General features: G+C 76.3%; 8 protein-coding genes. 5 read left to right on the top strand and 3 right to left on the bottom strand.

All coding sequences use genetic code 11. The features are described from left to right. Positions 1 to 53: 53 nt before the first annotated feature. Positions 54 to 2,783: a SpoIIE family protein phosphatase gene (locus ACI8AD_RS24555; protein WP_456873148.1), complete on the bottom strand. Its 2,730-nt coding sequence runs from the start codon at positions 2,781 to 2,783 to the stop codon at positions 54 to 56. 173 nt (positions 2,784 to 2,956) lie between these two features. On the opposite strand from ACI8AD_RS24555, the gene ACI8AD_RS24550 reads away from it, so the two are divergent. Further along, positions 2,957 to 4,051: an EAL domain-containing protein gene (locus tag ACI8AD_RS24550; protein ID WP_456873147.1), complete on the top strand. Its 1,095-nt coding sequence runs from the start codon at positions 2,957 to 2,959 to the stop codon at positions 4,049 to 4,051. 67 nt (positions 4,052 to 4,118) lie between these two features. On the opposite strand, the gene ACI8AD_RS24545 is transcribed toward ACI8AD_RS24550, so the two are convergent. Beyond that, positions 4,119 to 5,042 (bottom strand): aldo/keto reductase, encoded by a 924-nt coding sequence (locus ACI8AD_RS24545; protein ID WP_456873146.1) that lies wholly within the window; start codon positions 5,040 to 5,042, stop codon positions 4,119 to 4,121. A 260-nt stretch (positions 5,043 to 5,302) separates the two neighbouring features. On the opposite strand from ACI8AD_RS24545, the gene ACI8AD_RS24540 reads away from it, so the two are divergent. Together ACI8AD_RS24540 and ACI8AD_RS24535 are read left to right on the top strand one after the other, a co-directional pair. Continuing rightward, positions 5,303 to 5,587, top strand: a complete 285-nt coding sequence (locus ACI8AD_RS24540; RefSeq protein ID WP_217897485.1) for an HU family DNA-binding protein — start codon at positions 5,303 to 5,305, stop codon at positions 5,585 to 5,587. Positions 5,588 to 5,766: 179 nt separating this feature from the next. After that, complete coding sequence (locus ACI8AD_RS24535; protein WP_456873145.1) at positions 5,767 to 7,023, top strand: serine hydrolase domain-containing protein; 1,257 nt, start codon at positions 5,767 to 5,769, stop codon at positions 7,021 to 7,023. Positions 7,024 to 7,074: 51 nt separating this feature from the next. On the opposite strand, the gene ACI8AD_RS24530 is transcribed toward ACI8AD_RS24535, so the two are convergent. After that, complete coding sequence (locus tag ACI8AD_RS24530) at positions 7,075 to 7,536, bottom strand: MaoC family dehydratase (protein ID WP_456873144.1); 462 nt, start codon at positions 7,534 to 7,536, stop codon at positions 7,075 to 7,077. An 87-nt stretch (positions 7,537 to 7,623) separates the two neighbouring features. On the opposite strand from ACI8AD_RS24530, the gene folP reads away from it, so the two are divergent. Together folP and ACI8AD_RS24520 are read left to right on the top strand one after the other, a co-directional pair. Further along, on the top strand, positions 7,624 to 8,484 hold the full coding sequence (gene folP / locus ACI8AD_RS24525) for a dihydropteroate synthase (protein WP_456873143.1): 861 nt from the start codon (positions 7,624 to 7,626) through the stop codon (positions 8,482 to 8,484). Next, positions 8,481 to 9,419: an acetamidase/formamidase family protein gene (locus tag ACI8AD_RS24520; RefSeq protein WP_456873142.1), complete on the top strand. Its 939-nt coding sequence runs from the start codon at positions 8,481 to 8,483 to the stop codon at positions 9,417 to 9,419. The genes folP and ACI8AD_RS24520 overlap by 4 nt, the downstream gene beginning before the upstream one ends. Positions 9,420 to 9,517 lie beyond the last annotated feature (98 nt).

Raw genomic sequence — 9,517 nt, 5'->3', positions numbered from 1 at the left:
GCGGAAGTGCACGGGTTCGGTTTGCGCACTTCCGCGGAAGTGCACGGGAGGTGTCAGAGCACGCGGACGGCGAGCAGCGCGACGTCGTCCTCGGCGTCGGGGAGGAACAGCCGCTCCAGCACCCGGTCGCACAACCGCTCCAGCGGCAGGTCGGCGGCGTCGCGCAGGACGGCGAGGAGCTGCTCGGTGCCGGCCTGCAGGTCGCGGTCGCGCCGCTCGATCAGCCCGTCGGTGTGCAGCAGCACCGTGCTGCCCACCGGCAGGACGGCGCTGTGGTCGGTGCGCGGGCGGCCCGGGTCCACGCCCAGCAGCAGGTCGGCCGGCCCGGGGGCGAGGACCCGCACGCTCCCGTCAGGGTCGACGACGACCGGCGGCGGGTGGCCGGCGCTCGACCAGTGCAGCACGGCATCGTCGGGGCCGGTGCGGTCCAGCCGCGCCACCAGCGCGGTGGCCATCGCGCCCAGCGCCAGGCGGTCGGCGGCCCGGTCGAGCTGGCCGAGGACCTCGGCCGGATCGGCGCCGCTGGCGTGGCTGATGCCGCGCAGCAGCCCCCGGAACTGGCCCATCAGCGCGGCGGCGTTGCGGTCGTGGCCGACGACGTCGCCGATGACGAGGACGGTGCCGCCGAGCACCCCGGGGAAGGCGTCGTACCAGTCGCCGCCCACCTCGGCGCCCTCCGACGCCGGGACGTAGCGCACGACGATGTCGAGGCCCTCGGGCCGCGGCGGCGCGGTGAGCATGCTGCGCTGCAGGGCGTGCGCCAGCCCGCGCTGCTGCTCGTACAGCCGCGCGGTCTGCAGCGCCAGGCCGGCGCGCCGGCCCACCTCGGCGGCGGTCTCGACCTCCCCCGGCGTGTGCGGCCCCCGCTCGGCGCCGTTGGCGGTGCCCAGCGCGCCGATGACCTCCCCGCGGGCCACCAGCGGCACGATCAGCGCCGAGTGCGGCGCCAGCCGCAGCAGCGCCTGCTGCGCCGCGGGGTCGTGCAGCGCCTGCCGGATCCGCTCGACGTCGACCTCCGGCACCACCAGCGGGCGGCCGGTGCGGGTCACGACCCGGGCGGCGTGCTCGTCGGTCATCCCGTGGACCATCGCCCCGACGTACTCCGCCACGGCCCCCCGCTGGGCGGGATTGCGGTGGGACCAGGCCATCTCGTGCAGCCGGCCCTGCTCGTCGGTGACGACGATCCAGCACCAGTCGGCCAGCGCCGGCACCACCAGGTCGGCCAGCCGGCCCAGCTGCTCGGTGATGTCCAGGCTCCCCGACAGCACCCGGCCGGCGTCGGCCAGCAGCTGCAGCCGCTGGTTCGCCTCGGCCATCGCGGCGACGGCGGCCGCCCGCTCGGCGTCGGCCCGCAGCCGGGACACGCTCAGGGCGATCTGCGCGGTCAGCGCGTCGAGCAGCTCGACGTCGACGTCCTCGAAGGCGTGCTCGGTGTCCCAGACGACGACGAAGCTGCCCAGCAGCCGGCCCTCCACCCGCAGCGGCAGGGCGGCGAGGGCGCGCAGGCCGAGGGCCGGACCGACCTCGGCCATGCGCGGGAACCGGGCGACGGCGTCGTCGAGGTCGGTGAGCAGCACCCGCTCGCCGTGGCGGGCGGCGTACTGGGTGGGCAGCTCGTCGTCGAGCTCGATCTCCAGCCCCTCCGGCGGGGCCTCCACCTCGGCCTCCGCCGCAGCGGCCGCGACCGTGTCGGCGAGCTGCCGGGCGAGGTAGAGCCGCAGCACCTCGTCGGTGTCGAAGGCGGCCAGCGCGCTCGACGAGGCCCCGAGCAGCCGGGCGCCGCGCAGCGTGATGTCGGCCAGCTGCGACAGCGCGGTGGCGTTGGCCAGCTCGGCGGCGACCTCGGCGACGGCGGCGGCGCGCTGGACGGCGGCCATCCGGCGGGCGGCCTGCTCGCGGGCGTCGGTGACGTCGACGACGGTGCCGAGGACCCGCACCGCGTCGCCGCGGGAGTCGCGCACGACGCGGCCGCGGGAGACCGTCCAGCGCACCGTGCCGTCGGTGTGCAGCGCCCGCGCCTCGACGACGTACTCCCCGGTGCCCCGCAGCGCGTCGGTCATGGCGTCGCGGACGGCGGCGTGGTCGTCGGGGTGGATGCGGTCGGCGAGCATCCCGTCGACGTCGGTGATCGTCAGCGGGCCGTCGAGCCCGTGGACGGCCGCGCAGCGCTCGTCCCAGTGCAGGACGCGTGTGCGCAGGTCGTGGTCCCAGATGCCGATGGCGCCGGCCTCGAGGGCGACCTCGAGGCGGACCCGGGAGGCCCCGATCGCCGACCGGGCGGCGGCGAGCTCGAGCTCGGCGACCACCGAGTCGGCCAGGTGCTCGAGCAGGGCGACGTCGTCGTCCTGCCAGGTGCGCGCCTGCCCGTCGTAGACGGCGAGGACGCCGATGACGTGGCCGGAGGCGGAGATCAGCGGGATGCCCAGGTAGGCGGTGACCTCACCGGCGGTGACGGCGGGGAGGTCGGACAGCCGCGGGTCGACGCGGGCGTCGGGGACCACCAGGGCCCGGCCCTCCCGCACGACGCACGCGGAGAACGCCCCGGTGAGCTGGGCCCGGCCACCGACGACCCCGGGCGGCAGGCCGTGTCCCCCGACGACGGTGTCCTGGTCGGTGAACACGGTGACCTTGGCGTGCCCGGCACCGAGCAGGCGGGCGGCCAGCCCGGAGAGCCGGTCGTAGGCGGCGGGGCCGGGCACCTCGAACAGCAGCCGGCGCGCGGCGGCGACGCGCTGGGCGTCGTGCAGCACGTCGGCGGCAGGCGACGGCGCGGGGACGGACACGGCCCTCCTCGGCCCGGCGCGGCCCGGGCGGCCGCAGCCGACCATGCTGCCACGCGTGTAGCGGAACGGGACCGGCCGTCCACCCTCCCTCCCCGGACGGGTCGTCACCCGGCCGGGTGAGCCCGGCGCAGCCGCAGGTCGAGCGGCCGCCGGCCCGGGCCGATGGACGGCGCATGACGGGGATGCTGACGCGGGCACTGCCGGACTGCCGGCCCCTGCTCGCCGACCCGGCCGACCTGACCCTGGTCTTCCAGCCGGTCGTCGACCTCGCGCGGGCCCGCGTCGCCGGCTACGAGGCCCTGGCCCGGTTCCCCGGGACCGCCGGCCCCGACGTGTGGTTCGCCGCGGCGGCCGACGCCGGCGTCGCCGCCGAGCTCGAGGCGCTGGCGCTGCACAAGGCCCTCGCCGCGGTGCCCGGCCTGCCCGCCGACACCTTCCTCTCGGTCAACGTCAGCCCCCACCTGCTCGGCACCCGCCCGGTGCGGGCGGCGCTGGCCACCCGGCCGGACCTGCGCCGCGTCGTCGTCGAGCTGACCGAGTCCGCACCGGTGGCCGACCTCGCCGCGCTGCGGGTGGAGGTCGCCGCGCTGCGGGCCCGGGGCGCCCTGGTGGCCCTCGACGACACCGGCTCGGGCTGGGCGGGACTGCGGCAGCTGGCGGCGCTGCGGCCCCAGCTGGTCAAGCTCGACCGGTCGCTGGTGGCCGGTGCCGACGCCGACCCGGTACGGGTGGCGCTGGCCGGGGTGGTCGCCGAGTTCGCCGGTCGCATCGACGCCTGGCTGGTCGCCGAGGGGATCGAGACCCGCGGCGAGCTGGCCGCCTTCTCCCGGCTGGGCGTGCCGCTGGCGCAGGGCTGGCTGCTCGGCCGGCCCTCGCCCGGGTTCGCGCCGCTGACCCCGGAGGTCGTCGCGCTGGTCCGCGGCCAGGCCGCCCGCGCCCGGGCGGAGTCGACCGTGGCGAGCCTGCTGCGGCCCGTCCGCCAGTGCGAGGTCACCGAGGCCTCCCCCGGCATCCCGCCGGTGGTGCTCGTCGGGCCGCAGGGCGAGCCGCTCGCGCTGCGGCTGACCGACCCGCGCACCGGGCTGGCGCACACCGCGCCGGTCTCGCTGTGCGCCCGGCCGACCGACGACGTCCCCGCCACGCTGCACCGCGCGCTGACCCGCCCGCCGGCCCACCGCTTCGACCCGGTGGTCTGCACCGACGCGACCGGCGCGGTGCTGGGCCTGCTGCGGGTGGAGGACCTCGCCTCCGCAGCGGCAGCCCGCTGACGGAGGACCCTCCTGCCCCCCGCCACTCGCACGCTCGCGGCGGGCCCCTGCAGGAGGGCCGCCCGCGTCAGTCGCTGGCGGCGGTCAGGGCGGCGCGCTCGTCGTCGGCGAGCACCAGGTCCAGCACCGGCAGCAGGTCGGCGACCTGGTCGACGTCGCGGGCGCTGGCGATCGGCGCGGTGACCGTGGGCCGGTCGGCCAGCCAGCGCAGCGCCACCGCGGCCTGGCTCACCCCGTGCGCGGCCGCCACCTCCGCCAGCGCGGCGAGCACCCGGTCGCCCCGCTCCCCCGCGTAGGCCTGCGCGCGCGGGGCCCGCGGCGAGTCGACCCGCTCGCCGGCCCGGTACTTGCCGGTCAGGAACCCCTTGGCCAGGCCGAAGTAGGGCAGGCAGCCCAGTCCGTGCGCGGCGACGACGTCGCGCAGGCCGTCCTCGTAGGCGGCGCGCTCCACCAGGTTGTAGTGCGGCTGCAGCGCGACGTACCGCGCGATCCCCAGCCGCTCGGAGGTCTCCAGCGCCTCGGTCAGCCGGGCCGGGGAGTAGTTCGACGCCGCGACGTGCAGCACCTTGCCCTCGCGCACCAGCTCGTCGAAGGCGGTGAGCGTCTCCTCCAGCGGCGTCGTCTCGTCGTCGTAGTGCGCGTAGTAGAGGTCGATCCGGTCGGTCCGCAGGTTGCGCAGCGACCGCTCGGCGGCGGCCTTCACCTCCGCGGCGGCCAGCGGGTGGGCCTTCTGCTGCGGGGAGGCCTTGGTCGCCACCACCACGCGGTCGCGCAGGCCGCGCTCGGCCATCCACCCGCCGAGGATCTGCTCGGAGCGGCCGTCGCCGTACATCTCGGCGGTGTCGACGAACGGGCGCTGCGTGCTGGGGACGGCGTCGACGAAGCGGTCCAGCACGGCCTGCGACGTCGGCTCGTCGGCGGTCCACCCGAAGACGTTGCCGCCCAGGCACAAGTCGCTGACGATCAGGTCGGTCCCGGGCAGCTGCGGCATGCGCCCACGCTATGTCGGACCCCGGGCGCCCGCCCCCGCTGGGACGGGTGGTACCGGCGGTCCTGCTGGGTGCGTTCGTGCCCCTGGACTGGCCAGATCCCCCGTCGTCGTGACACGGTGCCCCGGGCCGGACCCCCGCGTGGGGACCGGTCCGTCCCGGGCGACCGCCCGGGAGCGACCGGCCGCGCCGCCGCGGCCGGCACCGTCACCGGCGGCCCACCGAGCACCGGGCGGGCCGCGACCCCCACGAGAGGATCCCCGTGAACAAGGCCGAACTCGTCACCGCCATCGCCAAGCGCGCCGACGTGCCCAGCGCCACCGTGGACGCCGTCCTGTCGGGTCTGCAGGAGGAGCTCGTCGACGCGATCACCCGCGGCGAGAAGGTCGCCGTCTCCGGTCTGCTGACCGTCGAGCGGACCCAGCGGTCGGCCCGGACGGGCCGCAACCCGCAGACCGGCGAGTCGATCGACATCCCCGCCGCCAACACCGTCAAGGTCACCGCCGGCTCGAACCTGAAGAAGGCCGCCAGCAACGTCCCGGTGTGATCCGCGGCGTCCCCTGCGACGTCCGGGTGTGATCCGCGGCGTCGCCTGCGACGTCCCGGTGTGATCCGCCGGTCCCCGCCGGGGCGGCGCCTGCCTCCCTGTGACCCGCTGCACACCCATGGGTCAGGATGCGCAGGCAGGCGCCGCCCGAGGGGGACGGCTCCGGGACGGAGGCACGCGTGACGAGCGGACTGACCCACGACACCGACCCCGCCGAGGTCGGCCTCGACGGCACCCGGCTGGAGCGCCTCGACCGGCGGCTGGCCCGCTGGGTCGACGACGGGCAGCTGCCCGGCTTCCTGGTCACGGTGTCCCGGCACGGCCGGCTGGCGCACGTGGGCCGCTACGGCTCGCGGGACGTCGAGAACGGCCGGCCGGTCGAGGAGGACACCCGCTGGCGCATCTTCTCGATGACCAAGCCGGTCACCTCGGTCGCGGCGATGATGCTGTACGAGGAGGGCGCCTTCGAGCTCGGCGACCCGATCGCCCGGTGGCTGCCGGAGTTCGCCGAGACGCGGGTCTACGTGGCCGGGTCGGCGCAGAAGCCGGTCACCCAGCCGCAGATCGAGCCGATCCGCATCCGGCACCTGCTCACCCACACCTCGGGGCTGACCTACGGCTTCCACCACGCCCACCCGGTCGACGCCATGTACCGCGCGATGGGCCACGAGTGGGCCACCCCGCCCGGCGCCGACTCCGCCGAGGTCTGCCGGCAGTGGGCGTCGGTCCCGCTGGTCTTCCAGCCCGGGTCGGAGTGGAACTACGGGGTCTCCACCGACGTGCTGGGCCGGCTGGTGGAGGTGGTCTCCGGCCAGACGCTCGACGTGTTCTTCCAGGAGCGGGTGTTCGGCCCGCTCGGGATGACCGACACCTCCTTCGGACTGCGGGAGGGCGACGACGCCGACTCCCTCGCCCGGCTCTACGCGGCCGTCCCCGGGCAGCCCGGCGGAGCGCCCACCGGGTTCGCGCCGATCGACGCCATGGGCCAGGCGGCGCACTCCCGGCCCACGTTCCTCTCCGGCGGCGGCGGGCTGGTCTCGACGGCGGCGGACTACCTGCGCTTCTGCGAGATGCTGCGCCGCGGCGGCTCCTACGACGGCGGGCGGCTGCTGGGCCCGCGCACGCTGGCGCACATGGTGCGCAACCACCTGCCCGGCGACGCCGACCTGGAGACCTTCGGCCGGCCGCTGTTCGCCGAGACGCCGCTGCGGGGGGTCGGCTTCGGCCTGGGCTTCTCGATGGTGATCGACCCGGCGCGCTACGGCGGGGTCGCGAGCACCGGCGACTACAGCTGGGGCGGTGCGGCGTCGACGGCGTTCTACGTCGACCCGGTCGAGGACGTCGTCGTCACGTTCTTCACCCAGCTGCTGCCCTCGAGCACGCTGCCGATCCGCGCCTACCTGCGCGCCCTCGTCAACCAGGCGATCGTCGTCTGACCGTGCACTTCCGCGGATGTGTCCGGGGCACATCCGCGGAAGTGCACGGCCTCAGACGTAGCGGCGGAAGAGGATCGAGGCCACCATCGCCGGCTTCGGCGCCCCCTCGATCTCCATGGTGATGCCGAGGTTCATCTGGACGCCGCCGTCGAACTGCTTGGCGTCGTCGAGGGTCGCCGAGGCGCGGATGCGGGCACCGACCGGCACCGGCGAGATGAACCGGATCCGGTCGGCGCCGTAGTTGACGCCCATCCCGAAGCCCTTGGCGTCGATGATCTGCGCGGTCAGCGCCGACACCAGCGACAGCGTCAGGTAGCCGTGCGCGATCGGGCCGCCGAAGGGGCTCTCCCGCTTCGCCCGCTCGACGTCGACGTGGATCCACTGGTGGTCGTGGGTGGCCTCGGCGAACTGGTCGACCTGCTCCTGGGTGATCTCCAGCCAGTCGCTGTGCCCGAGGTGCTGGCCGACCTTCGCCAGCACGCCGTCGATGCCCTCCACGGTGGTCTGCGCCATCGCCTGTCCTCCTGTGTCCTCGATCGGTGTCGCTCGCGGTCTGGTTGGCTGACTCCACCACACCGGCGACGGGGACGGAGGCGACGGGTGCTGCGACTGGGCCGGTTGGACGTGCCCGACGGCGCTCTGGTGGTGATGGCCATCGTGAACCGCACGCCCGACTCGTTCTACGACCGCGGCGCCACCTACGAGCTCGCCGCCGCCGTCGAGCGGGTGGACCGGGTGGTCGCCGAGGGTGCGGACGTGGTCGACGTCGGCGGGGTGAAGGCCGCGCCCGGCGAGGAGGTCGACGCCGCCGAGGAGATCCGCCGCACCGTCGACCTGGTCGCCGCGATCCGGGCCGCGCACCCCGACCTGCCGATCTCCATCGACACCTGGCGGGCGGAGGTGGCGCGGGAGGTGCTCGCCGCCGGGGCCGACGTCGTCAACGACGCGTGGGGCGGCGTCGACCCGGAGCTCGCGGTGGTGGCGGCCGGGGCGGGCGCCGGGATCGTGTGCACGCACGCCGGCGGGCTGCCGCCGCGCACCCGGCCGCACCGGGTGCAGTACGACGACGTCGTGGCCGACGTCGTCGCGCGGACGACGGCGCTCGCCGACGCCGCGGTGGCCGCGGGCGTCGACCCCGAGCGGGTGCTGGTCGACCCGGGCCACGACTTCGGCAAGAACACCCGCCACTCGCTGGAGGCCACCCGCCGGCTCGGCGAGCTGGTGGCCACCGGATGGCCGGTGCTGGTGGCGCTGTCGAACAAGGACTTCGTCGGCGAGACCCTCGACGTCCCGCTGGAGCAGCGGCTCACCGGCACGCTCGCGGCGACGGCGGTCAGCGCGTGGCTGGGCGCCCGGGTGTTCCGCGCCCACGACGTCGCCGCGACCCGGCAGACGGTGGACATGGTCGCCGCCATCCGCGGCGACCGGCCGCCGGCGCGCACGACCCGGGGGCTGGCATGACCGGCGTGGTCCCCCTGGAGCCCGGCCCCGGCACGCTGCACGGCTGGTTCGACCGCGACCTGCCGCCGGCGCTCACCGTCGACCCGGGGACGACGGTCCGCTTCGCGACCCTCGACTCCGGCTGGTTCGTCGAGCCCGACACCGGCGGCGACGTCGCCGACCGCCGGCGGGACCCGCGGTACACCCCGGGCGACGGTCACGCCCTGACCGGCCCGGTCGAGGTGCGCGGCGCCCGCGCGGGCCAGGTGCTCGAGGTCGGCATCGGCGCCGTCGTCCCGGCGGCGTGGGGCACCGGCTTCGCGGGCCTGGCCGACACCGCGTGGAACGCCCTGCTCGGCCGCCTCGAGCCGACCGTGCACCGCTGGCGCATCGACGCCGCCGCCGGCACCGCGCGCAACCAGCACGGCCACGCCGTCGCCGTCTCGCCCTTCCTCGGCGTCATCGGGATGCCGCCGGCCGAGCCGGGACGGCACTCGACGATCCCGCCCCGCCGGCACGGCGGGAACCTCGACTGCCGTGAGCTGGTGGCCGGCAGCACGCTGTACCTGCCGATCCCGGTGGACGGCGCGCTGCTCAGCGTCGGCGACGCGCACGCGGCCCAGGGCGACGGCGAGGTGAGCGGCGCGGCGATCGAGTGCGGGGCCGAGCGCGCCGACCTCACCCTCGACGTCCGCGACGACCTGTTCGGCCGGCCGCTGGCGACCCCGGTGGCCCGCACCCCGGCCGGCTGGGTGTGCCTGGGCATCGGCGACGACCTCGACGAGGCCGCGGCGGAGGCGGTGGACGCGGTGCTCGACCTGATCGGCGCGCTGCACGGGGCCTCCCGGTCCGACGCCCTGGCGCTGGCCGGCGTGGTGGTCGACCTGCGGGTGACCCAGGTGGCCAACCAGGTCTTCGGCGTCCACGCGGTCCTGCCGTCCGGCGCCGTCCGCTGACCGTCGGCGGGGGTGCTCGAGCGTCCCGGCGGGTCCGCGCACGATCAGGTCAGCTCACCGCGACGCGTCCTGGCTCACCGTGGGCGGTGAGCCAGGAC

This window comes from Geodermatophilus sp. SYSU D00766 (assembly GCF_054049915.1).
The sequence above is the reverse complement of the archived record's forward strand: the minus strand, read 5'-3'. Positions and strand labels throughout refer to the sequence as shown.